The 22,960-nt window shown below is 71.0% G+C and carries 23 protein-coding genes; 17 read left to right on the top strand and 6 right to left on the bottom strand.

The features are described 5' to 3' along the window. Positions 1–29 precede the first annotated feature (29 nt). A complete protein-coding gene (gene nrtS / locus VGR06_RS04280; protein ID WP_327557621.1) occupies positions 30–263 on the bottom strand; it encodes a nitrate/nitrite transporter NrtS in 234 nt (77 codons plus the stop codon). A gap of 107 nt (positions 264–370) precedes the next feature. After that, entirely contained in the window at positions 371–814 is a 444-nt protein-coding gene (locus VGR06_RS04275; RefSeq protein ID WP_327557620.1) for an SRPBCC family protein, read from the bottom strand. Positions 815–907: 93 nt separating this feature from the next. Between VGR06_RS04275 and VGR06_RS04270 the strand changes: the two genes are divergently transcribed. From VGR06_RS04270 to VGR06_RS04250, 5 genes are all read left to right on the top strand, one after another. Beyond that, complete coding sequence (locus VGR06_RS04270) at positions 908–1,900, top strand: sigma-70 family RNA polymerase sigma factor (RefSeq protein ID WP_327557619.1); 993 nt, start codon at positions 908–910, stop codon at positions 1,898–1,900. A 76-nt stretch (positions 1,901–1,976) separates the two neighbouring features. Next, positions 1,977–2,231 (top strand): hypothetical protein, encoded by a 255-nt coding sequence (locus VGR06_RS04265; RefSeq protein WP_327557618.1) that lies wholly within the window; start codon positions 1,977–1,979, stop codon positions 2,229–2,231. Positions 2,232–2,357: 126 nt separating this feature from the next. Further along, entirely contained in the window at positions 2,358–3,506 is a 1,149-nt protein-coding gene (locus VGR06_RS04260) for a S8 family peptidase (protein ID WP_327557617.1), read from the top strand. A gap of 139 nt (positions 3,507–3,645) precedes the next feature. Further along, a complete protein-coding gene (locus VGR06_RS04255) occupies positions 3,646–4,842 on the top strand; it encodes an esterase-like activity of phytase family protein (RefSeq protein ID WP_327557616.1) in 1,197 nt (398 codons plus the stop codon). A 449-nt stretch (positions 4,843–5,291) separates the two neighbouring features. Next, the gene (locus tag VGR06_RS04250; RefSeq protein WP_327557615.1) at positions 5,292–6,116 is read left to right on the top strand and encodes a hypothetical protein; all 825 of its coding nucleotides are present in this window, start codon (positions 5,292–5,294) and stop codon (positions 6,114–6,116) included. A gap of 116 nt (positions 6,117–6,232) precedes the next feature. Here VGR06_RS04250 and VGR06_RS04245 read toward each other — a convergent pair whose 3' ends face one another. Together VGR06_RS04245 and VGR06_RS04240 are read right to left on the bottom strand one after the other, a co-directional pair. After that, positions 6,233–7,201, bottom strand: a complete 969-nt coding sequence (locus VGR06_RS04245) for an ornithine cyclodeaminase family protein (RefSeq protein ID WP_327557614.1) — start codon at positions 7,199–7,201, stop codon at positions 6,233–6,235. Between the two features lie 8 nt (positions 7,202–7,209). Further along, a complete protein-coding gene (locus VGR06_RS04240) occupies positions 7,210–8,073 on the bottom strand; it encodes an aldo/keto reductase (protein ID WP_327557613.1) in 864 nt (287 codons plus the stop codon). Between the two features lie 95 nt (positions 8,074–8,168). Between VGR06_RS04240 and VGR06_RS04235 the strand changes: the two genes are divergently transcribed. The 6 genes from VGR06_RS04235 (at position 8,169) to VGR06_RS04210 (ending at position 13,686) form a co-directional block, all read left to right on the top strand. Continuing rightward, complete coding sequence (locus tag VGR06_RS04235) at positions 8,169–8,702, top strand: helix-turn-helix transcriptional regulator (protein WP_327557612.1); 534 nt, start codon at positions 8,169–8,171, stop codon at positions 8,700–8,702. 163 nt (positions 8,703–8,865) lie between these two features. After that, entirely contained in the window at positions 8,866–9,252 is a 387-nt protein-coding gene (locus tag VGR06_RS04230) for a hypothetical protein (RefSeq protein ID WP_327557611.1), read from the top strand. Then, a complete protein-coding gene (locus VGR06_RS04225; protein ID WP_327557610.1) occupies positions 9,249–9,896 on the top strand; it encodes a DUF3558 domain-containing protein in 648 nt (215 codons plus the stop codon). The genes VGR06_RS04230 and VGR06_RS04225 overlap by 4 nt, the downstream gene beginning before the upstream one ends. Positions 9,897–9,908: 12 nt before the next feature. Then, positions 9,909–11,135 carry a hypothetical protein gene (locus VGR06_RS04220; protein WP_327557609.1) on the top strand — a complete coding sequence of 409 codons (1,227 nt, stop codon included), beginning with the start codon at positions 9,909–9,911 and terminating at the stop codon, positions 11,133–11,135. A gap of 26 nt (positions 11,136–11,161) precedes the next feature. Then, on the top strand, positions 11,162–11,920 hold the full coding sequence (locus VGR06_RS04215) for an ESX secretion-associated protein EspG (RefSeq protein ID WP_327557608.1): 759 nt from the start codon (positions 11,162–11,164) through the stop codon (positions 11,918–11,920). A 224-nt stretch (positions 11,921–12,144) separates the two neighbouring features. Beyond that, positions 12,145–13,686 (top strand): M4 family metallopeptidase, encoded by a 1,542-nt coding sequence (locus tag VGR06_RS04210; protein ID WP_327557607.1) that lies wholly within the window; start codon positions 12,145–12,147, stop codon positions 13,684–13,686. Positions 13,687–13,731: 45 nt separating this feature from the next. Here the strand turns inward: VGR06_RS04210 and VGR06_RS04205 are convergent, their stop codons facing one another. Together VGR06_RS04205 and VGR06_RS04200 are read right to left on the bottom strand one after the other, a co-directional pair. After that, entirely contained in the window at positions 13,732–14,115 is a 384-nt protein-coding gene (locus tag VGR06_RS04205) for a hypothetical protein (RefSeq protein ID WP_327557606.1), read from the bottom strand. Beyond that, positions 14,112–15,308, bottom strand: a complete 1,197-nt coding sequence (locus VGR06_RS04200; protein ID WP_327557605.1) for a M20 family metallopeptidase — start codon at positions 15,306–15,308, stop codon at positions 14,112–14,114. The genes VGR06_RS04205 and VGR06_RS04200 overlap by 4 nt, the downstream gene beginning before the upstream one ends. Positions 15,309–15,402: 94 nt before the next feature. Between VGR06_RS04200 and VGR06_RS04195 the strand changes: the two genes are divergently transcribed. The 6 genes from VGR06_RS04195 to VGR06_RS04170 form a co-directional block, all read left to right on the top strand. Further along, positions 15,403–16,428 (top strand): Lrp/AsnC family transcriptional regulator, encoded by a 1,026-nt coding sequence (locus VGR06_RS04195; RefSeq protein ID WP_327557604.1) that lies wholly within the window; start codon positions 15,403–15,405, stop codon positions 16,426–16,428. 50 nt (positions 16,429–16,478) lie between these two features. Further along, positions 16,479–18,110, top strand: coding sequence for an ABC transporter substrate-binding protein (locus tag VGR06_RS04190; RefSeq protein WP_327557603.1), 1,632 nt, complete (start codon positions 16,479–16,481; stop codon positions 18,108–18,110). Further along, positions 18,107–19,042, top strand: a complete 936-nt coding sequence (locus VGR06_RS04185) for an ABC transporter permease (RefSeq protein WP_327557602.1) — start codon at positions 18,107–18,109, stop codon at positions 19,040–19,042. Before VGR06_RS04190 ends, VGR06_RS04185 begins: the two co-directional genes overlap by 4 nt. Then, complete coding sequence (locus VGR06_RS04180; RefSeq protein ID WP_327557601.1) at positions 19,039–20,253, top strand: metal-dependent hydrolase family protein; 1,215 nt, start codon at positions 19,039–19,041, stop codon at positions 20,251–20,253. The genes VGR06_RS04185 and VGR06_RS04180 overlap by 4 nt, the downstream gene beginning before the upstream one ends. A gap of 787 nt (positions 20,254–21,040) precedes the next feature. Next, positions 21,041–21,901, top strand: a complete 861-nt coding sequence (locus tag VGR06_RS04175; protein ID WP_327557600.1) for an ABC transporter permease — start codon at positions 21,041–21,043, stop codon at positions 21,899–21,901. Beyond that, positions 21,888–22,960: ABC transporter ATP-binding protein (locus tag VGR06_RS04170; protein ID WP_327557599.1), on the top strand; the 1,073-nt coding region annotated here is incomplete at its 3' end. The genes VGR06_RS04175 and VGR06_RS04170, both read left to right, overlap by 14 nt.

The following is a 22,960-nucleotide window of genomic DNA, read 5'->3' as shown; positions in this document are numbered from 1 at the left end:
AAGGGTCCCTTCATGGCACCACTGCAGCACTAGCCCGGGCGGCGGCAGGCGGACAGGTAGGCCACGCTCGCCACGATGAACGGCACCAGGTAGTTGATCGCGATGCGCACCCAGGTGACGCCGGTCGCGTGCCCGCCGATGATCACGTCGGCCTGGTTGACCGTCGAGATCACCGTGCCCACCACGGAGGCGACCGGCACCGCGATCCGCGCGGTGCGCCCGCGCAGCACCAGGACGACCGCTTCGGCCGGTCGGGTCCACACCGGACGCACCACTGGTTGAGCCGTTGCCATTGCCCTCACCGCCTCGGCACCGAGTGCACCACCCGGCGATCGAGCCCACCCCGACCGGCGGTGGAGCGCGGCTCGGCTCACGGCAGCGGCGGCTGCACGGCGTCCCATGGGGTCCGGTGCTCCACGAAGCGGCGCAAGGATTCCAGCGACTGCTGGAACGCACCGCGGATCATGGCGGTGAGCTCGCCGGCGCCGGCGGGATCGAGTGGTTCGAACGTGGTCTCGAGGGTGACCGTCGCGGCGTGCGCGCCGGGGCTGGGGGTCACGGTGAAGGTGCCGGCCGAGTGCCGCACCGGCAAGGCGACCCGGACGTGCTCGAACCGCAGGCTCCGGCCGGTCCGGCCGGTGATCCGTTCGTGGATCTCCTGCCCGTCGGCCATCGTGCACACCCGCAGGTCGCCGTCCATCCGGGCGGCGACCACCCCGGGCAGCCAGTGCCGCGTGGCCGGCAGGTCGGCCAGCACCGCCCACACGTCCTCGGCGCCGGCGTTGATCTCGATCGTGTTGGTGATGGTCGGCATTGCTGTGCCTTTCCGCGAGATGAGGATCCGGTCAACGGTTGTGACGGCACGCCGGCGCCGAATTCATCGGGGCGCGCGGATTAGGCTGACCGGGTGACCATCGTCGACGAGCCGGCGGTGCTGCGGGCAGCGGTGGCCGGCGACCAGGACGCCTTCCAGCGGCTGGCCCAGCCGCACCGGCGCGAGCTGCTGGTGCACTGCTACCGGATGCTCGGCTCGCTCGACGACGCCGAGGACGCCGCGCAGGAGACCCTGCTCAAGGCATGGCGGCACCTGGCCCGGTTCGAAGGCCGCGCCACCCTGCGGGCGTGGCTCTACCGGATCGCCACCAACGTCTGCCTGGACGCCCTGGACCACCGCGCCCGCCGGGTGCTGCCCGCGGCGCTCGCCGGGCCGGCCGACCCGGCGCTCCCGCCCGCCGCCGACGAGCCCGACCTCCCCTGGCTGCAGCCCATCCCCGACGCGCTGCTGGAGATCCCCGACCCGGACCCGACCGCCGACCCGGCCGCCGCGGTGCTCCGCCGTGAGCACATCGAGCTGGCGTTCATCACCGCCATCCAGCACCTCACCCCGCGGCAGCGCGCCGTCCTGCTGCTGCGCGACGTCCTCGGGGCGACCGCCGCCGAGACCGCCGGCCTGCTGGACACCACCCCGGCGTCGGTCAACAGCGCCCTGCAGCGCGCCCGCGCCACCCTCGCCACCGGGCACCGGACCGATCCGCCGTCGCCCGCCCAGACCGAGCTCGTCGACCGGTACGTGCGCGCCTGGCACGCCGCGGACATCCCGGCGCTCGTCGCCCTCCTGCACACCGACGCCGACCTGGCCATGCCGCCGTGCCCCTCGTGGTACCACGGCCGCGACGCGATCGCCGGCTACCTCCACCACCTGTTCACCGGCCCGCTCGGCCGGGACCTGCGGCTGCTGCCCACCGCCGCGAACCGCCAACCCGCCCTGGCGGTCCACGCCGGCGGCGAACCCCTCGCCATCAAGGTCCTCACCATTTCCGGCGGGCTCATCACCGCCATCACCGGCTTCACCGATCCCCGACTCTTCACCCGCTTCGCCCTCGGGCGTTCACCTGGGTGACGGGTGGGTGAGGCTTACCGGCCGTACCGTCGCCGGCGGCGGAGGGTAGGTGCGCGAACACGGTACGAAGGCAGCGGTGCGGCGACGGAACTTTCTTCGGGCGGCGATGGTGGGGGTCGGGGTCACCACGTTCGGCAACACGCTGACACCGTCGGCGATGGCGGCACCGGCGCAGAACGGTTCCAGCCCGTACGGTCCGCTGCAGGCGGCCGACGCGAACGGCGTGCAGCTTCCGGCCGGCAACCGGCTCTACTTCTCTTCGCAGCGCGGCACTTCCGGTTCCTCCAGCGGAGGCATCACCTATGCGGTCACCGGTCCGTTCCGAACCTGACAGTCCACATCGGACGCGGATACCCACTCTGAGTGGGTGTCGATTGACGGTGGTCGTCCGGAATACCTAGCCTCATTTTCGTCACATTATGGTGTGGCTCGATCGCTCTGTGAAGGGATCGTGGAAATGAGGAAGACACTGTTAGCCCTGGCCGGTGTGGTGCCGCTTGCCGTCGCCCTGACCCTGGTCGCCACGCCGGCCCAGGCAGGGGTGCTGGTCCAGGTGGACGCCGCCGGCGGCGAGGTCGTCGCCGGGCAGTACATCGTCACGCTCAAGTCGGGTGCCGCGGCCACGGTCGCGAAGGCCAGGGGCATCGCCGCGCGGCACGTGTACACGAAGGCGGTCAACGGTTTCGCCGCCACGCTGTCCGGCGCTCAGCTGCGTGCGCTGCAGAGTGATCCCAGCGTGGCGAGCATCGAGCGCAACCAGGTCATCCACCTGGCCACCACGCAGAGCCCGACACCATCGTGGGGGATCGACCGGATCGACCAGCGCACCCTGCCGCTGAGCAACTCCTACACGTTCACCGCCAGCGGGGCCGGCGTCACCGCCTACATCATCGACACCGGCATCAACCCGACCCATCCCGACTTCGGTGGCCGGGCCGCGGTCGCCTTCGACGCCACCGGCGGCAACGGCGTCGACTGCAACGGGCACGGCACGCACGTGGCCGGCACCATCGGCTCGGCCTCCTACGGGGTGGCCAAGAGCGTCGCGCTGCGCGGCGTGCGGGTGCTGGACTGCAACGGCTCCGGCACGTTCGCCGACGTGATCGAGGGCATCGACTGGGTGACGGCCAACTCACCCGGTCCGGCGGTGGCCAACCTGTCGCTCGGCGGCGGCAAGAGCAGCGCGGTCAACAACGCCGTCAAGAACCTGTCCAACTCCGGTGTGCTGGTCGCGGTGGCGGCGGGCAACTCGGCGGCCAACGCGTGCAACTCCTCGCCGTCCAGCGAGCCCACCGCGGTGACCGTCGCGGCCTCGACGATCACCGACGCATCGGCCTCGTTCACCAACTTCGGTCGCTGCGTGGACCTTTACGCACCCGGCGTGGATATCACGTCGACCTGGCTGGGCAACGCCACCAACACCATCAGCGGAACGTCGATGGCCACGCCGCACGTCGCCGGCGTCGCCGCGCTCTACAAGTCGGCCTTCGGTGACGCCTCCTCGGCGACCGTGACCAACTTCATCACCGGCAATGCCACGGCCGGCGTGCTGACCGGCGTGCCGCGCCGGACCCCCAACCTCCTGCTCTTCACCAACCAGCTGTAGCTCCCCTGCGGCGAACATCCCTTGGTGGCCCCGAGATTCCAGGTCTCGGGGCCGCCGTAACGTGGGCCGGCGTCCACTCGGCGTTCACCTGCCGGGGCTAGTGTCCCGGGCCGAGGTCGTGCGACGAAGTGGGGTGCCGATGAGAAAGCCACTGGCTGTCGGGCTGTCCGTACTGGCGTTGACGCTGGTCCCGGTGCCCGGCGCGGCGGCGCCGACCGACCGCCTCGGCGGGTTCGGGCAGGCGACGCTGACCCGGTTCGCGGCGCTCCCCGCCGCCACGTTCGTGCCCGGCAGCGACCCGTCCGGTGCCGCGCTCGGCGCCGCGCCGATCAACGGAATCACTCCGCCGTTCGCCGACCAGCCGGTGCAGGGGTTCAGCGGCATCCTGCGCAACGCCGACGGCACGTTCGACGCGGTGTCGGACAACGGGTACGGCAGCAAGGCCAACAGCGCCGACTTCCTGCTGCGGATCCAGCGCATCGCCCCGGACTTCGGCGCGGGCACGGTGGACGTCGTGGGCGGGATCACCCTCACCGACCCGAACGGAAAGGTCCCGTTCCCGCTCATCCGGCCCGATCGGGTGCTCACCGGCGCGGACCTCGACATCGAGTCGATCGTCCGGATCGCCGACGGCACCTACTGGATCGGCGACGAGTTCGGCCCCTACCTGCTGCACTTCGACCGCACCGGGCGCCTGCTCGCGCCCCCGGTCCCGCTGCCCGGCGTGTTCGCCCCGGAGAACCCCGCGGGCACCCCGAACATCCGCGGCAGCAAGGGTTTCGAAGGCCTCGCCCTCTCCCCCGACGGCCGGTTCCTGAACGCCCTGCTGGAAGGCACGGTCGACGGCGATGAGCCGGGCAGCCTGCGGCTCAACGAGTTCGACCTGGCGGACGGCCGCTACACCGGTCGCCGCTGGATCTACCAGCTCGACAATCCCGGCTTCGCCATCGGTGACGCCATCGCCGTGGACCGGGACCGCCTGCTGGTCATCGAGCGCGACGGCGAGCAGGGCGCCGCGGCCTTCTTCAAGAAGATCTACCTCGCCGACAAGCGCGACCGTGACCACGACGGCAAACTCGACAAGACCCTCGTGGCCGATTTGCTGAACCTGGCCAACCCGCGCCACGTCGGCGGCTTCGCCGACCCGTTCACCTTCCCCTTCACCACCATCGAGGACGTGATCATCCTCGACGACCGCACCCTCGGCGTGCTCAACGACAACAACTTCCCGTTCTCCTCCGGCCGCACCCCCGGCCTGCCGGACAACGACGAGTTCATCAACATCCGCCTCACCGGCGACCTCCACGCCGACCCCCGCATCCTGCACCGCCGCTGAACCAGCTCACGAACGGTCACAGCACGCGTCCTCATTGGGGTCAACGATGTGCTCGTTAGAGTCACGATGTGACTGTGCGCGAGGCGGGTCCGGTGAAGATCCTCGGTGGAGCCGACGGTAGCGACTCCTTCGGGCGCGAAGCGGGAGTGCTCGTCCACCTGGATGTCGTCCCTCCCGATGACGTGAGGACGGAGCCGGCGAGCTCCGCGCCACTGTCTCGGGGAACCGCGTTCCGGACCGCGCCGCTCCTGGCGATCATCGACACCGGTGCGGGCAGGCTCATGGTGATCGGCCACTGCCAGGTGAGGGCGGAACCGCGTCGCACCCCGGTCGTCCGTGTGCTGGCCCGGGGGTTGTGGCTGGCGTCGCGCGGCGCCGAGGCACCGCGTCGGCGACGCGGTCGCCGGCGGAGCACGGGCCAGCTCGGCACCACGGACCACAACTGGCGGATGGTCCCCGAGTTCGACCGGCTGCGCGACGTGATGATTCCGTGGTTTCGCAACAACCCGCACGCGATCCCCGCCGACCGGGAGGGCCAGGCGACGGTGATCGCCAAGGCGATCGCCGAGTCATCCCGCGACGAGGTGTACACGGTGCGGGCGCTGCGCTACGAGCTCGAACGCGTGATCGGCGCCAACCTGCGCCGCTTGCGGACCCAGGAACTGGAGTTCGTCCTGGCCGACATTGTCGAGCTCACCGTGGCCGTCAGCCGCGCCCGGGACGAGGCCACCGAGGCCTGGCGCGGCGGTCTGAGCAGCTGGCGCAGCGACGTCGCCGCCTACCATGCACAGCGGCGGCTCCAGGATCCGACACTGCCGCGCCGTCCCGGGGCCCTCCGGGCGCGCCGCCAGTCGTGGTTTCCGATCCTCGACGCCGGAGTTCGCCAGTGCCGGGCAATGGATCAGCTGCTGGCCGAGGAGACGACGCTGATGCACCAACTGCTCGACGCCACCGCCAGCGTTTCGGTAGCCAGGGACGCACAGGCGCAGGAAACATTCACGCTGGTCGCTGCCGTCGGTGGGGTGCTGATCGGGCTGCCGGCACTGATCATCGCGCTCTACGACGCAAACTCAGTGCTTCCGATCAACACGACCAACGCTCTCGTCCTGCTGCCGGTGGCGGCGGCCGGCCTGGTTGCCGGCTTTCTGGCCGCCTTCCTTCCGGGGCGCGAACGCGCCGGCAAGATCGGGCGCTTCTCCGCGACGCTGGTCGCCACCGCGGCCATCATCATCCTGCTTGCCATAGCCGGCTCCCTGGTCAACCCGAAAATCTGACCGAACGGCACCGCCGATGGAAAGTGCGATGAATGCGTCTTTCCTCGCGCTGATCGTGAGGAACGACGCATTCATCGCACCACCCACGCCCAAACAACCCCAGTCACCTCAACCTGTCAAAGCGCGATCTCCCGCCCAACCCCCCGAGCCCGCGCAGCACCAAGAACAAGAGCCGTCGCCGCAGCATCCTGCACAGCAACGCCTACAGATTTGTAAACAGTGATCTGCTCAGGCGCCGTACGCCCAGGCCTCATGCCCAGGACCAGTTCGCCCAACTCGGCGTGAATATGGTCGACACCGATGATGCCATCCCGAATGGGCTCCAGCAGATCGTTGCTCCCCGCCGGAAACGGCGCCAGCACCGCACTCCGGGACTCCACACACACCAAACCCTCCGCCACCGTCGCATCGTCGAGCTCACGACCTTCGGGGTTGTAGCCGACCGACGTCACGTGCACCCCCGACCGGAGCCACTCCCGTCGTACCACCGGTTCGGTCGCGTGGGTGGTGGCGCAGACGATGTCGGCGTCGGCGAGTGCGTCCTGATAGGACTCCGCGGGCTCGACCGGGAGCGTGGCGGAGAGTTCGGCGGACAGGGCGGCGGCCCGGGCGGGGTCGCGGCTGGCGATGCGGATGCGGCGGATGGGCCGGACCCGGCTCACCGCCCGGGCGTGTGACCGCGCCTGGACCCCGGTGCCGAGGATGGCCAGCGTCTCCGCTTCCGGCCGGGCGAGGAGCCGGGCGGACAGGGCGGAGCCGGCGCCGGTGCGCAGAGCGGTGACCGAGGTGCCGTCCAGCAACGCGGCGGGCGCACCGGTCGCGGGGTCGAACGCCACGATCACGGCCTGATGCGTTGGCAGGCCGACGTTTCCCGGAAACAGTGTGACCAGTTTGCTCATCAGCACCCCGGACGACGGCACGTAGCCCGGCATCGCGCCGAGCAGACCGTCCGGAGCGAGCGCCGCGATCCGTTGGGGCACCGAGGCGCGACCGGCGCTGAGATCGGCCATGGCGGCGGCGAGCGCGTCGATCAACGCGTCGAGGTCGAGCAGCGCCTCGATCTCGGCGCCGGTCAGCACAAGCATGGGACAGGTCAGCGGGTCGCGTCGAGGCGATTGAATTCTTCTGTGGACAGTTGGACGTCGACGGCCTGGGCCGAGTCGCGGATCGTTTCGGGGCGCGAGGAGCCGGGGATGGGGATCACCACGGGGGACTTGGCGAGCATCCAGGCCAGGCAGGCCTGTTGCGGGCTGACCCCGTGCGCCTGGCCGACTTCGGCGAAGGCGGCGAACCGGGAGCCGAGCCGGGCGGCCCGGCCGCTTCCGCCGAATGGGGCCCAGGGGAGGAACGCGATGTCCAGTTCGGTGCACAGGTCGAGCTCGGGCTCGCTGGACCGGAACTCGGGGGAGAACTGGTTCTGGACGCTGGCCAGGCGGCCGCCGAGGATCTCGCTGGCCTGCCGGATCTGGTCGGGGTTGGCGTTGGAGATGCCGGCGAAGCGGATCTTGCCGGCGTCCAGCAGGTCGCGGATCGCGCCGACGGAGTCCGCGTAGGGAACGCGGCGGTCGGGACGGTGGAACTGGTAGAGGCCGATGGCGTCGACGCCCAGGCGTTTGAGGGAGGCGTCGCAGGCCTGCTTGAGGTGTTCCGGGCGGCCGTCGACCGTCCATGAGCCGTCGCCGGGGCGCAGGTGGCCGCCCTTGGTGGCGACCAGGACGCCGGAGGTGTCGCCGCCGTGGCCGGCGAGCGCGCGGGCGATCAGCAGCTCGTTGTGGCCGACCTCGCCGGCGTGGAGGTGGTAGGCGTCCGCGGTGTCGATGAGGGTCACCCCGGCGTCGAGCGCGGCGTGGATCGTGGCGATCGACCGCTCCTCGTCGGGCCGCCCCTCGATGGACATCGGCATGGCGCCGAGCCCGATGGCGCTGACCTGGACCTCACCGATGCGGCGAGTCTGCATGGGCTTCCTCCTGTTTGGCTCCGGCGTTCCGTCGCCATCCTGCCTGACGCTACCGGTCACCCGGAGACCCCGTCGGTGCGTACGATGGTGCGCCGATGAGACCACGGGCCGAGGGCACGAACCGGAGTTCCGCGCTGTTCGAGCGGCAGACCGGCGCCCTCGGCGAGCGGGTGCGGGCCGCGCGGACCGCCCGCGGGTGGTCGCAGCAGAGCCTCAGCAATCACACCGAAATCGACCGCGCCAACATCTCCCGCATCGAGGGCGGCAAGCAGAACATCACGCTGGAAGTGTTGTGGCGCTTGGCAAACGTTCTCCAGTTGCACTGGGCCGACCTGCTCGACGACCGAATACGCGAAACGCCGCGCACCCGGCGACCGCAGCGGCCGTTCAAGATTCAGTTATCGGCTTTCGGTGTTCGCGCCTACGAGGCCCGGGCCCTGCAGCGCATTTCCCAGCAGGCACTGGCCGACCAGACCGGGATCGGCCGGTCGACGATCTCCGGCATCGAGGACGGCACCCAGAACATCACCCTCGAAACCCTCTCCCGGCTCGCCGCCGGACTCCACCTGCACTGGGCCGACCTCCTCGACGATCGGAAAACCGATCCACCCCGCCCAGCACCCCGCTGACCTGTCAATACGCACCCAGAATGGCTCGGGCAGGATGTGTTTGTCACCGTACATGTCGCCTGCTTTCGGCAACACATCCTCAGATCGGATCGTTACGCGTTGTCCTTGCCCTGTCACGTAAGGCTCTTGTGATCCGCAAGTTGCACGGGCTACCTTTGTCCCGATGGACAGATCGAATGAGGGTGCCGTAGCCTCGCCGCCCGCGGCGGCGCCCGAGGTCTTCCCGCAGCCTTTGAAGGTCACCCGAGACAACGTCGCCGAACTCGCCAGGCTGTTCAGAAACGCCGCGAAACAGATTTTCGCCATTCGAACAAATGCCACGGACGCCCTGTTTCTGCGCGAGCCGTGGATGGGCGATGAGACAAGCCAGTGGATGCGAGAATTCTTCCACGAGTACTTCCTCCATGGCGAACACTCGTTTGTGAACGTGCTGCGTGACATCGAAAAGCAGCACGATGCCCATGCGTCGGCTCTTGAGGGCGTGGCAAGACAGTACGGCCTCTTGGAGGACGAGACTGTCCCGCGGTTCAGCGGCAAGCTGCCCAGATGAAGATCAGCCGGTTGGTCACCGCGCTCACCGCGGTGAGCATGGTTGGCGGCTGTGCGGTGGCCAAGGTCGGCAGCCCTGGAAATACGGATCCTCGCGCTGGTGGGCCAATCCCGACCACCGCTCGATCGAGTTCCACGGCGCCCCTGCTGCCGCCGCGCCCGCGGGAGTTGAACATCAGCGACGTCAACCCCTGCACGGACGTCCTGACCAGCGACCAGTTGCACCAGCTCGCCTACGACCTCGGCTACCAGAGCAGCCCGATAGCCGGAAAGAGTGACATCAACGGGGGGCCGACCTGCACCTACGGGTCGATGAGTCCATTCGACCAACCCAGCAGAAAGATCGGATCGGTGATCGGCGTCTCGACCTCGGAGGGCGCCGAGGCATGGTTGACCGATCCACACCGCAAAGCCGCCGCCGACCTGCACCGGTTGGCAACGGTCGCGGGATTTCCAGCGCTGGTCCTGCCCCATCCCGACGTCGCGGACTTCTGTGCGGTCGTGGTGGACGTGCACGATGGCCAATATCTGCAGATTTCCTCAACCCCCGACGGTGGCGCGAAGGACACCAAACCGGATCTCTATTGCTCAGAGGCTCAGCGGGTTTCGGGCATCGTGCTGCAGAACTTGATGGCGCGGAGATAGGAGTTCGTAGCCGTGCGTGAACTCGATGTTCGCTGGGATGGATACTCCCACGAGGACATCGTCCAGAAGGTCAACATCGGCCCGGGTGCCTCACTGACCGAATTCATGGAGGAGCACCTGCACCAGGTCGCCAAGGTGCTGGAGGATCTCGGCGAAGAGATCCGCCAGGTGATCCAGCGGACCGGCGACGGCTGGCAGGGCACTGCGGCGGACGCGGCGAGCAACGCAATGTGGGTGCTGCGCAACATCGATGATGGGATGCATTTCACGAGTAACCTGAGCGGTATTCGCGCGTACAGTCAATCGGACAATGCGGGCTGGGTGCGGGCGAACATGCCACCGGTGGTGGAGGTGCGGCCGCCGGTGCCGACCGGGATGATGATTGACGTTGTTCACGTGACCGAGGATTACCGCAAACAGCAGGCGGCGGCGAAAGAGGCCGAGCAGCGCGCCCGCGAGATCATGCAGAAATACACCGATGCCACCCGGGAACGGGCGGCCATGATGACGCCGCTCGCCCCGGTTCCCCAGGTTGTCCTCGAGTTCTCACCCGAATCCACCGGGCGGCCGCCGGGTGGCGAGTCACCTCCGCAGCCCGGCAAGCAGGTTGCCTGGTCGCCCGGTGGTGGGCCGGCCGGGTCCACGGGACCGGTGGCACAGACGGAGTCCGCGAGGGCAGCGGGCGCGGAGCCGCCGGCTGGGCCGGGGCAACCGCGCGCCGAGCCGACCGCCGCGAACGGGCGGCTCGGCGGCGAGGAGACGTTCGGCCGGCGCACCGTTCCGGGTGCGGAGGACGGCACCGAGAAGCGAATCTCCGGAGACGGTTCCGGGCTGCCCGGAGTGCCGGGTGCCGAGCGCGGTTCGGCGGGGCGAACCTCCACTGAGGTTCCCGGACGGCGTGGAGTTCCGGGCGCTGAGCGCGGCACGGCGAGGCGGGTTCCCGGTGAGACTCCTGGACGGCCGGGTGTTGAGCGCGGCACGGGCGGGCGAGGTGAGCCTTCGGGACGGCCCGGCGGAACTGGGCGAGCGCCGGTGGGTGCACCGGACGGCGGGGCGGCGCCGTGGGGTGCCGGGGTAGGTGGCCAGCGCGATGAGGGTCGGGAACTGAAGCGGAAGTACGGCATCCCGACCGCGGAGCACTTCGAGGCCGACGATCCGGATGTGGACCCGAACCGGGAAGGGTGGTACGTCGCTCCGGAGGTCATCGGTGAGCCCGACGCCGGCGGTGAGCACCGGTAGGCGGCGGTCGGGCGACGACGGTGGCCGTGCCGCGGTTCACGATCGAGCTGTCCGCGGTGGAGCTTGACGTCGTCTGGCGGTCGCTGTCCTTCGGTGATCTTCCGCTGATCCTGGACGTGCCGTCACCCGGGGCGACGCGGGCGGAGCGGGCGGCGCTGGAGGCCCGGGTGTGGGCGGGGCTGGTCGACCGGGAACTGGCCGAGGACCACGGGCGGGCCACCGGGAAGCTCGTCACCGTGCTCGGCGTGATCAGGCGCCGGCGCTGGGCGGTGGAGCTGCGCACGTTCGGTCCGGACCCGCGGCAGGCGATCCTGGCCGTGCACGGCGTCCGGGCGGTGCTGGCCGTGCTGGACAAGGGAAAGCTGCGGCTGGCCCGGGTTCCCGACACCGGGATCGCCGGCACGTTGCTGTCGCTGCTGCCGGAACTGCCGGCAGGGAAAGGACATCAGGTCACGGTCGCGGCGGAGGCGCTGACCGCGGCCGCGGCGGCCGGCACCTCGGCCGCCGCCCGGGATGTGCTGCGCGGCCACGGGGTCAACCGGGACGACGCCGGGAGTTTGATCACGATGACCACCGGCAGCATCCACACCGGCCAGATCGCCGCAGAGCTCCGCGGGCCGGACGGCCGGCTGACCCGCTCGCCCCGGATCGTCGCGTTCTACGACACCCCGCACGGCCGGTACCGCGCGCTGCGCACCGACGGGCACCTCACGATCGGCCCGGCGACGCCGGCCGCGCTCGCGTACAGCGTCGACGACCTGCTCCTCGATCTCCGCACCCGGTGACGGCCATGAAGGCGTCCTTCAGGGCATCAGGTGATTCCGGCTTGCCGCCGGGGTTTGTCGGAGTTGCCCGGATTCTCACCATCGGGGGTGGTGGGGTTGGGCGCCTGTCGTTTACGGTGCGGTACGTGACTCCGTGTCGCTAAGACATTGCGCGGAGTTATTCACATGCTCGTCCCTGCATATTTCCGGTCCGCCGGCGCGGCGGGTCGGGAAAGGAGCATTCTTTGAAACGCACTCCACAGATGATGCTGGCCGTGGGCACCGTGTTCGCGGCCGTGACGGCCCTGGCCGGCACGGCTTCGGCGGCACCGCCCCCCAGCCTCAGCGCGCAGGCGGCCGCGGCCCAGTCCGCTGCCACGTTCGTCGCCGGGAACTCGTCGTTGCTGTTCGCCGGCGCGGACGAGCAGTTCAACCAGCAGCAGGTGGTCAGCTCCGAGGGCCTGCAGTACGTGGCCTACGAGCGCACCTACCGCGGCCTGCCGGTCATCGGCGGCGACTTCGTCGTGGTCGCCGACGGCAAGGGCGCGGTGCAGAACGTCTCGGTGGCGCAGGAGCGGACCATCGGTGCGGTGTCCACCACGCCGGCGATCAGCGCGGGCAAGGCGGCCGCCGTCGCCCGCGGCCAGCTCACCAAGGTCGACGGGGTGTCGGCGCCGGTGCTGTCGGTGTACGCGCTCGGCGACTCGCCGCGGCTGGCCTGGGACGTCCGGGTGACCGGCCGGGACAGCGAGGGCCTGTCCAGCCAGTCGGTCACCGTCGACGCGCTGACCGGCGCCGTGCTCGACTCGCGCGAGCACATCATGAACGGCACCGGGACCTCGGGGTACAACGGCCCGAACCCGATCACGGTCCAGACCACCCAGTCGGGCAGCACGTTCCTGCTGCGCGACCCGGCACACCCGACCGTGCAGGCCCAGAACGCCTCCGGCAACGCCACGTTCAGCGGCACGGATGACGTGTGGGGCAACGGAAACGCCACCAACCGGGAGACCGGCGGGCTGGACGCGCTGTTCGCCGCCGAGACCGAGGAGCGGATGCTGTCCCAGTGGTTGGGCCGCAACAGCTTCGACGGCGCCGGCCGGGGCTGGCCGATCCGGATCGGCCTGAACGACCTGAACGCCTTCTACGACGGCACCCAGGTCCAGATCGGGCACAACCAGCAGAACCAGTGGATCAGCTCGATCGACGTCGTGGCGCACGAGCTCGGCCACGGCATCGACGACCACACCCCGGGCGGCATCTCCCGCCGGGGCACCCAGGAGTTCGTGGCCGACGTGTTCGGCGCGACCACCGAGGGCTTCGCCAACGAACCGGCGCAGTTCGACCCGCCGGACTTCCTGGTGGGCGAGGAGATCAACCTGGTCGGCAGCGGCCCGATCCGCAACATGTTCAACCCGTCGGCGCTCGGTGACCCGAACTGCTTCTCCAACTCGATCCCGAACACCGAGGTGCACGCCGCGGCCGGGCCCGGCAACCACTGGTACTACCTGCTGGTCAACGGCAGCAACCCGACCAACGGCCAGCCGACCAGCCCGACCTGCAACGGCTCGCGGGTGACCGGTGTCGGCCTGCAGACCGCGATCCGGATCTTCTACAACGCCATGTTGATGAAGACCACGGCGTCCGGCTACCCGCGGTACCGGGTGTGGACGCTGCAGGCGGCCAAGAACCTGACCCCGGGCAACTGCACCAACTTCAACGCCGTCCGCGCGGCGTGGAACGCGGTGAGCGTGCCGGCCCAGACCGGCGAGCCCACCTGTCCGTGACCAACTGAATGAGCCGGCCGGCCACCCTGGGGTGGCCGGCCGTTCTCACTCTCCGCGCATCGCCCGGCGGATCTCCTCCAGCTTGTCCCGCCCGGCGCGCTCCCGCTCGGCCAGCTGCTCCTCCACCGCGACGCCCTCGGGCGTCTCCCCGGCGAGCTCCGTAGCTCCCACCGAGGTGGCGAACTTCCCCTCGATCCGCTCCCGCACGTAGTCGAACGTCGGCACCCCGCCCTCGGTGTACCCGGTCGGCTCCACACCCTCTACTGGCTCATCAACCATGCCGCCCATTCTCACCGCACCCGCGGCCCGCAGGCCGGCCAGCCCGTGCCGGACGACGAGCCACCGGGCGAACAGCAGCCACAGCGCCCAGGTGAGCAGCAGGCCGAGGGGACGGGCGGCCAGCAGGGTGACCAGGAGCAGGGTGGTCATGACGGCGCCGCCAGCCGCCGGGCGGCCAGTTCCGCGTAGAGGGTGGCTCCGTCGGCGAGCAGGCCGTCGTCGAAATCGACGTGGGCGGAGTGGTTGTTGGGCACGGTGTCCGGGTCGGAACCGGGCGGGCTGGCGCCGAGGATGACGAACGTGCCGGGCATCTCGGCGAGAATCCGGGAGAAGTCCTCGGCGTAGGCGAACGGGGTGGGCAGCAGCGCGAAACGGTGCTCGCCCAACACTTCGGCCACGGTGGCCGCCACGAAGTCCGTCTCGCCGGCATCGTTGACCGTCACCGGGTAGCCCTCGACGACGTCCACCTCGGCCGTCAGCCCGTGCCCGGCGGCAATCGAGGTGATCAGCTCGACGGCGGCAGCCCGGATCCGTTGCCGGGTGGCGGCGGAGAACGCCCGGAACGTGACGTCGAACGAGGCGGTGTCCGGGATGATGTTCCGCCGGGTGCCGGCGTGGAACTGGCCGGTGGTCAGCACGACGGGGTCGAAGATGTCGGCCCGCCGGGTGGCCAGGGTCTGCAGCGCCGTGACGATCTCGCAGGCCACCGGGATCGGGTCTCGGGCCAGGTGCGGCATCGAGCCGTGGCCGCCGGCGCCGACGATCCTGACGTCGAGGCCGTCAGCGGAGGCCATGATCGGGCCGGGCCGGGCGGTGACCACGCCGGGCCGCAGCCCGGTGGTGAACACGTGCAGGGCGTAGGCGGCATGCGGCCGGCGGCCCGCGGCGTCCAGCACCCCCTCCGCGATCATCGCGGCGGCCCCGTCGCAACCCTCCTCCCCCGGCTGGAACATGAACACCACGTCGCCGGCCAGGTCGTCCCGCCGCCCGGCCAGCAGGTGCGCGGCACCGGCGAGCATCGCGGTGTGCAGGTCGTGCCCGCAGGCGTGCATCGCACCGTCCACTGTGGACGCGAAGTCCACGCCGGTGCGCTCGGTCAGCGGTAAGGCGTCCATGTCGCCGCGCAGCAGCACCGCCGGGCCAGGCCGGGCCCCGCGCAGCACGGCGGTGACCGAGGACAGTTTCCGGCCGAGCCGCACCTCCAGCGGCAGCCCGTCGAGAGCCGCGAGAATCTTGTCCTGGGTGCGCGGCAGGTCCAGACCGATCTCCGGCTCGGCATGAATGGCGCGCCGCAAACGCACCAGATCATGCTGCAAAGCGCGTGCGTCATCGCGAATTGACATAGAATCTCCCTGTGTCGAGCGGTCTGGCTCATGATGCCGAGCGCGCCTATCATCAGCGATAACATCGACAATTGATGCCATTCGTGGGTGTGGGATGCAGGATTCGTGCACGCTCGACGAGACCGATCATGCGCTGATCAACGTGCTACAGGTCACGCCCCGGGCGCACTGGACGGACGTGGGCCGGGCCATCGGGATCAACGCGGCGACCGCGGCCCGGCGCTGGAAACGGATCACGGACAGCGGCCTGGCACGGGTCATCTGCTATCCGCGGCTGGACACCTGGGCGGTGTACCGGTGCATGGCGATCGTCGAGGTCGACTGCGAGCCGGCGACCCGGGACCAGGTGGTCGACCAGCTGGCCCGAATGCCGCCGGTCGCGTCGGTCACCATTGCCAGCAGCGGTCGGGATCTCTACCTGACGGTGCTCACGCCGGGCCTCGCGGCACTTTCCGATCTGGTGCTGCGCGGGCTGAACCGGCTGACCGGGATCCGCGGGACACGCACGCACCTGATCACGCGGCTGTTCGGCGAAGGTGCGAAATGGCGGCTGGGTGCGCTCGACGGCCGGCAGCGCGGGGCCGTCCCGGAGCCGGACCGCCCGGCCAGCCACCTCCTCCCCGAGAAGGACCGGGACCTGCTGATGGCGCTCGCCGACGGCCGCCGGACGTTCGCCGAGCTCGCCACCCTCACCTCGGCGAGCGTGTCCACGGCGCGGCGGCGGGTCGACCGGGCGGTGCGCGACGGCACGCTGACGTTCCGGTGCGAGACCGCCCAATCGACCACCGGCTGGCCGGTCCACGCCACCTTCTGGACCCGGGTGCCGCCGGACCAGCTGCACCGGATCGCCACCGGGCTGGTCACCCGGCCGGAGATCCGCATCTGCGCCGCCGTCACCGGCGCGGACAACCTGGTGATCGGGCTCTGGCTGCAGTCCCTGGCCGGCATCCAGCGGTTCGAGGAGGACCTCGCCCGGTCCTTTCCCGCCATCTCGGTCTCCGACCGCGCCATCTGCCTGCGCGCGGTCAAGCGGATGGGCTGCCGGCTGGACATCGAGGGGCGCTCCGTCGAGGTGATCCCGATCGATCCGTGGGCCGCGTCGGGTTTAGGGGCGCTTTAGCTGGGCGAACGACGCTGAGGCGCCGGGGGACACGGGTGAGGAGGTTGCCGGTGCGCTCGATCCCTGGGCGAATGGCGGCGGTGGCGTTGGCCGGGATCGCGCTGGGCGGGTGCGGGGGTGGGCCTGGCGGTGCCGCGCCGGGGGAGGCGGTGGTGACCGGGGGCGTGCTGACGTTCGCCGCCGACAGCGAGCCGGAGTGCCTGGATCCTCAGGTGAGCGCGTTCGACAGCACGGCGTTCGTGGACCGGGGGGTGTTCGACTCGCTGGTCAGCCTGGGGCCGGACGGGGCGTTCCACCCGTGGCTGGCGGAGCGCTGGACGGTGTCGCCGGACGGGCTCGGGTACACGTTCTTCCTGAAGAAGGGGGTCAGTTTCCACGACGGGACACCGTTCGACGCGGCGGCGGTGAAGGACACGCTCGACCACGCGGTGAACCCGAAGACGAAGTCGCGGTACGCGGCGAGCCTGGTGCACAACTATGCCGGCGCCACGGTGGTGGACGGCGGCACGATCGAGGTCCGTCTGTCCAAACCGGACGCGGCGTTCCTGCAGTCGCTGTCCACCGCGTACCTGGGTATCCAGTCGCCGAAGTCGTTGCGGGACAACGCGCCGGACGTGCTGTGCACCAAGCCGGTCGGGTCGGGGCCGTTCAGGCTGGCGAGTTGGACGAAGAACACCCGGATCGAGCTGACCCGGAACCCGGGGTACGACTGGGGTCCGGCGACGGCCGCGCACTCCGGGCCGGCGCGGCTGGATGGCGTGACGATCCAGATCATGCCGGAGAACGCGGTCCGGTTCGGCGCGCTGACCAGCGGCCAGGTGGACGCGATCAGCAACGTGCCGCCGAACAGCGCCAAGTCCGCGCAGGGATCGCTGCAGCTGCTCCGGGCCGACTCGCCCGGCGCGGTGCATGCGTTGCGGCTCAACAGCTCCAAGCGGGTGCTGGCCGACGAGCGGGTGCGTATCGCGCTGCAGCGCGGGGTCGACCTGGACGCCCTGGTCCAGTCTGTCTACTTCGGACAGTATCGGCGGGCGTGGAGCCTGCTGAGCCCGTCCACGCTGGGATACGACAAGTCCACCGAGGGCAGCTGGCGCTACGACCCGGACATGTCCGCCCGGCTGCTCGACGAGGCGGGGTGGACCGGCCGGGACGCCGAGGGCTACCGGACGAAGGACGGCGCCCGGCTGACCATCCGGTGGCCCTACTCCAAGCAGCTCGTGCGTGAGCAGCGGGACATCCTGGCGCAGGGCGTCCAGGCGGCGGCCAAGAAGCTCGGCATCGCGATCGACTACGTCGGCGAGGACACCGGCCAGTTCACCCAGAGCGTGCTCGGCGGGAACCTCGACATCCTGGACACCAGCTTCGTGCGGGCCGAACCGGACATCATGCGGCGGATGTTCGCCTCCACCGAGCTGCCGTCCACCGGCGGCGGCAACATCTTCGGTCTCAAGGACGCCCAGCTCGACTCGTGGCTGGGCGACGCGGTGCGCACGTCGGACCCGAAGGCACGGGCCGACCTGTACGCCAGGGCGCAGCACTACGTCCTCGACCACGCGCTCGTGGTGCCGACCTACATCCCCGGCGCTCTCGTTGGCGCGTCGGCGAAGGCGCACGAGCTGAGGTTCGACGCCCAGGCGTACCCGACGTTCTACGACGCCTGGATCTCGGGGCATGGCACATGATGCTGCGGTGGCGATGGCTGGTTCGCCGGCTGGGACAGGCGGTGCTGGTCGTGCTCGGCGCGGCCACAATCGCGTTCGCCGCGCTGCACCTGGTTCCCGGTGATCCGGTGCGCACATTGCTGGGGCCGGCCAACACCAGCGACGAGCTGGCCGCCCAGGTGCGCGCCGACCTTGGTCTGGACCAGCCGATCCTCTTGCAGTACCTGAGGTTTCTCGGCCGGCTGCTGACCGGCGACCTGGGCACGTCCTACCAGCTGCAGCAACCGGTGCGGCAGGTCATCGGCAGCCAGCTCGGGCCCACGCTGGCACTGGCGCTGGCCGGGTTGGTGCTGGGTGTGGGGCTCGCGGCCGTGCTCGCGGTGGCCACCGCGGGCCGGCGCCGGGCGCTGCGGCTGCTGTCGTCCACTGTGGAGCTGGTGGCGACGTCGACCCCGGCGTTCGCCACCGGCGTGCTGCTGCTGACGTTCTTCTCGTTCCGCTGGCACCTGTTCCCGGTGGCCGGTGGTTCCGGGCTGGAGGGGCTCGCGCTGCCCGCGGTGACCTTGGCGCTGGGCGTGTTCGGCCCGGTCGCGCAGGTGCTGCGCGAGGGGATGGAGCGGGCGCTGGCCGAGCCGTTCGTGCTGAGCTCCCGCGCACGCGGCACCGGCGAGCTTCTCGTTCGGGTGCGGCACGCGCTGCGGCACGCGCTGGTTCCGGTGATCACGTTGTCCGGCTGGGCGTTCGGCGCGCTGCTGTCCGGTGCGGTGATCATCGAGACGGTGTTCGGCCGGGAGGGACTGGGGCGCACGCTGGCCGGCGCCATCGCCAGCCGCGACCTGCCGGTGGTCACCGGGATCGTGGTGGTGTCCGCGGCGGCGTTCACGGTGATCAACATCGGGGTGGACTGGCTGTACCGGGTGGTGGACCCGAGGTTGCGGGAGAGCGCCCGATGAGCGCCCGGATCCTGACCGCCGGCCTGGTGCTGACCGGGCGCGAGGCGATCGCCGGCGGCGCCGTGTCGGTGGCCGGCGGCGTGATCACCGGCGCGGGGCCGGCGGACCGGGTGCTGGCCGGCGCGCCCGCGGGCACCACCAGGGTGGACTTCCCGGCGGCGACCATCCTGCCCGGGTTGATCGACGCGCACGTGCACCTGGCGTTCGACGCCAGCGACGACCCGGTGGCCGCACTGTCCCTTGTGGACAATGAGGCGCTGTACGCCGGCATGGCGGAGCGGGCGCGGCGGTTGCTGGCGGTCGGCGTGACCACGGTCCGCGACCGCGGCGACCGCGGGCACCTGGCGATCCGGCTGCGCGAAGAGATCGCCGCGGGGCTGCGGCCCGGGCCGCGCATCCTCACCGCGGGCACGCCGGTCACCACGGCCGGCGGGCACTGCGGGTTCCTCGGCGGCGAGACCCGTGGCCACGCCGACATCCGGCGGCTCGCCCGGGAGAACCTGGCCGCGGGCGCGGACCTGCTCAAGATCATGGTCACCGGCGGCCACCTCACCGCGACCGGCCCGCGCCTCTGGGAGTCCCAGTTCGGGCCCGAGGAGATCGCGATCGTGGTGGCCGAGGCGCACCGCGCGGGCAAGCCGGTCGCCGCGCACGCGCACGGCGTCGAGGGCATCGCGGCGGCGGTCGGGGCCGGGGTGGACACCATCGAGCACTGCACGTTCGCCCGGCCGGGTGGCCAGGCCGCCGGCCCCGACCCGCGCCCCGAACTGCTTGAGGCCATGGCGCGCCAGGGAATCGTCGTGTGCCCGACGGTCAGCGGCGCGTTCACCGAGGTGGCGGCACGGGCCGGCGAGGCCGTGCTGCGGCCCTGGCTGGACCTGATCCGGCTGGAGCTCGACCACGGCATCCAGGTGATCGCCGGCACCGACGCGGGAGTGGCCCGCGCGCGCGTCGACCGCTACGCCGAGGGCCTGGAATGGCTGTCCCGCGCCGGCCTCACCAACACCGAGATCCTCGGCATGGCAACAACTTCCGCCGCGGACGCCCTCGGCCTCGGTGACCGGACCGGCCGGCTCGCCCCTGGCTACAGCGCCGACCTGATCGTGGTCACCGGGGATCCACGGGAGGATCTCTCGGTGCTCCGCGAGCTGCGGTTCACGATGGCCGCCGGGCGGTCGTTCCCGACTGTGGCAAGGGAAGCCGTGCCATGACGGCGGGAGTTTGCAGGCCGGCCGGGCTGAGTCGGGATGTGCGCGTGGATCGCCGGGGTGGCCCGGTGGGCGTTGGCGGGCGGCGGTTGAGTGAGCGATCGCCTGACTCGCCGGAGTGGCTCGGTCGCGTTGGCGGGCGGCGGTTGACTGGGTGCGCGGCTTCAAAGATGGCTGGGGAAGCGGGGTGGGGCGGCCTGGTCGGGTCGGGTGGCGGTTTTCCGGGCGGGATGGACGTTTGCTCTTGCACAACGGTGGCCATGATCATCGTTTGTGGACGGAAGTGCTCGGAAACCAGGCACTTCCGTCCCCAAACGGTGATGGGTGTGGCTCCCTTGAAGGGGGTTGTCGATCTTGATTGGGGTGGCGGGTCTGGTGTGGCCGGTGGGGCCAGTGAGGTGGTGGTCAGTGCCATGAAGGCGGCCTTCAGGACGCTCAACGTCCCGAAGGTCACCTTCATGGCATCAGACATCGTCACCGGAGAACCTCCCACCACAGCAACACCACCAGTTACCAAGGCTCGAGCCGAGGGCGGCCAACCGCCCGACGACCGGCAACTCCCTCCAGAAGAGCCACACCCGATAGCGATCATGAACCGGGTTGTCACTCACACGTGTCACTCTGACCCCACCAACCCCACCGCCGCCCGGGCACCGCAGCCCCACCACCCCGGCCCGTCCCCCCGTCCATGCCTTCTTTTCCCCGGCCACGCCGCCAACCACCGCCCGCCAACGCCACCCGACCCACCAGCCGCCCGGGCACGACCACCCCGCAACACGGCGGTCGCCACATGACCGCGGTGCTCGACCCGGTCCGGGCGCGCCGCTTCGAGGTGAGCGGCACGCCGGCGTTGGTCCTCGGCGGCGTGGTGGTCGCGCTGGCCGTGGTCGCCGCCGTGTGGCCGGAACTCCTTGCCTCCCAGCCTCCGGACGCGGTCGACCCGCTCGGCGCGCTGGCCCCGCCGAGCGGCACGCACCCGTTCGGCACCGACCAGTTGGGACGGGACGTGTACGCCCGGGTCGTTCACGGGGCCAGGGTGTCGCTGATGATCGGCGCGGGCGCGACCGGGGCCGCGGTCGCGGTGGGCGGCCTGCTGGGCGTGCTCGCCGCGGCCGCGGGGGGTCTGGCCGAGGCGCTGGTCATGCGGGTGACCGACGTGTTCCTCGCGCTGCCCGGGCTGCTGCTGGCCCTGCTCGTGGTCGCGATCGTCGGGCCGGGCTCGCTGAACGCGACCATCGCCATCGCGGTGTCGATGACGCCCGGACTGCTGCGGGTCGCGCGCGGCCAGGCGCTGCTGGTGCGCGACTCGGACTACGTGCGGGCGGCGATCACGTTCGGGCTGCGGCGCTCGACCGTCTACATGCGACACCTGGTGCCCAACGCGCTGCCGCCGGTGCTGGTGCTGGCCATGGTCAACGTGGGCACCGCGATCATCGCCGGCGCCTCGCTGAGCTTTCTGGGGCTCGGCCCGCGCCCGCCCGTGCCGGAGTGGGGGGCGATGCTCGCGGAGAGCCGGGACTTCCTCGACACCGCGTGGTGGGCGGCGGTGTTCCCGGGTCTGGCGATCACGGTTACGGTGCTCGCGGTGAACGTGGTGGGGCGGGACGTGCAGCGCCGGCTCGACGGGAGGCGGCCCGGTGGCCGGCGCTGAGCCGAGGTTGGTCGTCGAGGGCCTCGAGATCGGTTTCGGCCGGCTGGCGGCGGTCCGCGGCATCGACTTCTCCCTTGCCCCGGGCGAATGCCTGGCGATCGTCGGCGAGTCCGGGTCGGGCAAGAGCGTCACCGCGCGGGCGCTGCTCGGGCTGGTGGGCGCCGGTTCCTCGGTGCGGGCCAAGCGGATCACGCTCGACGGCCTGGACCTGACCCGGCGCGGCCGCCGCGGCTGGCGAACCGTGCGCGGCGCGCGGATCGGGCTGGTCACCCAGGACGCGCTGGTGGCGCTGGATCCGGCCCGCCGGGTCGGCGCGGAGATCGCCGAGGCGCTGCGCAACCACGACGTGGTGCCGCGAAACGCGGTGTGGCAACGGGTTTGCTCGCTGCTGGCGACGGTGCGGATGCCCGAGCCGGAGGAGCGCGCCCGGCAGTACCCGCACGAGCTGTCCGGCGGGCAGCGGCAGCGTGCGCTGATCGCGTCGGCGATCGCGGCCGGGCCGGGGGTGCTGGTCGCCGACGAGCCGACCACCGCGCTGGACGTCGCGGCACAGGCGAAGATCCTCGACCTGCTGGCCGAGCAGAAGGCGGCCGGGCAGGCGATCCTGCTGGTCAGCCACGACCTGTCGGTGGTGGCCCGGCTCGCCGACCGGATCGCGGTCATGTTCGCCGGCCGGATCGTCGAGGAGGGACCGGCGGAAAGCCTGCTGCGCCAACCGGTTCACCCGTACACCCGGGCGCTGCTGGCCGCGGTGCCGATGGCGCACGCCCGGGGCACCCGGCTGGCCGCGCCGGGTTCCGGCCGGCCGGCTCAGCCCGGGGCCGCGTGCGCGTACGCTGCCCGCTGCCCGCTGGCCACCGACCGCTGCCAGGTGGAGGTTCCGGTGCCCGTGGGTACCGAGCACCGCGCGTGGTGCTGGCACACGGACCTGCCCTGGCCGGGGGGATCTCGCGAGTCCCCGGTTCCGGCACGCGAGTTCCCCGTTCAAGCACGCGAGTCCCCCGGCCAGGTGCCGATCCTCGAGGGCAGCGCGGTGTCGAAGCGCTTCGACACCCGCCA

The organism is Actinophytocola sp. (assembly GCF_036002505.1).
Taxonomy (GTDB): domain Bacteria; phylum Actinomycetota; class Actinomycetes; order Mycobacteriales; family Pseudonocardiaceae; genus DASYTH01.
Note: the sequence above shows the minus strand (reverse complement) of the source record. Positions and strands in the feature narration are given on the sequence as shown.

Coding starts and splice junctions, on each gene's coding strand:
- VGR06_RS04275 (WP_327557620.1), bottom strand. CDS start 814: ATGCCGACCATCACCAACACGATCGAGATCAACGCCGGCGCCGAGGAC.
- VGR06_RS04260 (WP_327557617.1), top strand. CDS start 2,358: ATGAGGAAGACACTGTTAGCCCTGGCCGGTGTGGTGCCGCTTGCCGTC.
- VGR06_RS04255 (WP_327557616.1), top strand. CDS start 3,646: ATGAGAAAGCCACTGGCTGTCGGGCTGTCCGTACTGGCGTTGACGCTG.
- VGR06_RS04250 (WP_327557615.1), top strand. CDS start 5,292: ATGGTCCCCGAGTTCGACCGGCTGCGCGACGTGATGATTCCGTGGTTT.
- VGR06_RS04245 (WP_327557614.1), bottom strand. CDS start 7,201: ATGCTTGTGCTGACCGGCGCCGAGATCGAGGCGCTGCTCGACCTCGAC.
- VGR06_RS04240 (WP_327557613.1), bottom strand. CDS start 8,073: ATGCAGACTCGCCGCATCGGTGAGGTCCAGGTCAGCGCCATCGGGCTC.
- VGR06_RS04235 (WP_327557612.1), top strand. CDS start 8,169: ATGAGACCACGGGCCGAGGGCACGAACCGGAGTTCCGCGCTGTTCGAG.
- VGR06_RS04230 (WP_327557611.1), top strand. CDS start 8,866: ATGGACAGATCGAATGAGGGTGCCGTAGCCTCGCCGCCCGCGGCGGCG.
- VGR06_RS04225 (WP_327557610.1), top strand. CDS start 9,249: ATGAAGATCAGCCGGTTGGTCACCGCGCTCACCGCGGTGAGCATGGTT.
- VGR06_RS04205 (WP_327557606.1), bottom strand. CDS start 14,115: ATGACCACCCTGCTCCTGGTCACCCTGCTGGCCGCCCGTCCCCTCGGC.
- VGR06_RS04200 (WP_327557605.1), bottom strand. CDS start 15,308: ATGTCAATTCGCGATGACGCACGCGCTTTGCAGCATGATCTGGTGCGT.
- VGR06_RS04195 (WP_327557604.1), top strand. CDS start 15,403: ATGCAGGATTCGTGCACGCTCGACGAGACCGATCATGCGCTGATCAAC.
- VGR06_RS04185 (WP_327557602.1), top strand. CDS start 18,107: ATGATGCTGCGGTGGCGATGGCTGGTTCGCCGGCTGGGACAGGCGGTG.
- VGR06_RS04180 (WP_327557601.1), top strand. CDS start 19,039: ATGAGCGCCCGGATCCTGACCGCCGGCCTGGTGCTGACCGGGCGCGAG.
- VGR06_RS04175 (WP_327557600.1), top strand. CDS start 21,041: ATGACCGCGGTGCTCGACCCGGTCCGGGCGCGCCGCTTCGAGGTGAGC.